Below are 596 nucleotides of genomic sequence, written 5' to 3'. Positions count from 1 at the left end.
TCAGCAGTTGACTCTTTTGGAAGAGAAATTAACGGAATTTCCTGAGCGTCATACACTGGTTTTATTGCATCACCATCCTTTGCTGGTGGGGAGCGCTTGGCTTGATCAGCATATGTTGAAAGACGCAGAAGCGTTTTGGCAAGTTGTGGATCGATTCGCCACTGTAAAAGCCATTTTGTGTGGGCACGTTCATCAAGACATGAACGTAATACACAAAGGTATTCGAGTGATGGCAACACCATCAACGTGTGTCCAGTTTAAGCCGAATTCCGATGATTTCGCGCTTGATACCACATCCCCAGGTTGGCGTGAGCTAGAACTGCACACCAACGGCGACATCACAACCCATGTCGACCGTTTACCAGAAGGCCAATTCCAGCCAGATTTCTCTTCCAACGGATATTAATGATGCCCGAGCTCTGAGTTCGGGCTCGCTTTTTCATGCGAGACTTCTATGAGTAAACCTTCACTTCTATTGTACATCCACGGTTTCAACAGCTCACCGCTCTCAATGAAAGCCAATTTAATGAGAGAATATTGCGCGCAGCATCGTCCGGACATCAAAGTCATCGTCCCACAATTGCCTTGCTTTCCTG

The 596-nt window shown here is 47.0% G+C and carries 1 protein-coding gene and 1 pseudogene; both read left to right on the top strand.

Annotated elements, in window-relative coordinates:
* Positions 1 to 406, top strand: a pseudogene (locus R7Z77_RS26900) (3',5'-cyclic-AMP phosphodiesterase); the annotation flags it as partial.
* 48 nt (positions 407 to 454) lie between these two features.
* On the top strand, positions 455 to 596 hold a 142-nt coding region (locus R7Z77_RS26895), incomplete at its 3' end, for a YqiA/YcfP family alpha/beta fold hydrolase (RefSeq protein WP_318137246.1).

This window comes from Vibrio sp. 1401 (assembly GCF_033340295.1).
Note: the sequence above shows the minus strand (reverse complement) of the source record. Positions and strands in the feature narration are given on the sequence as shown.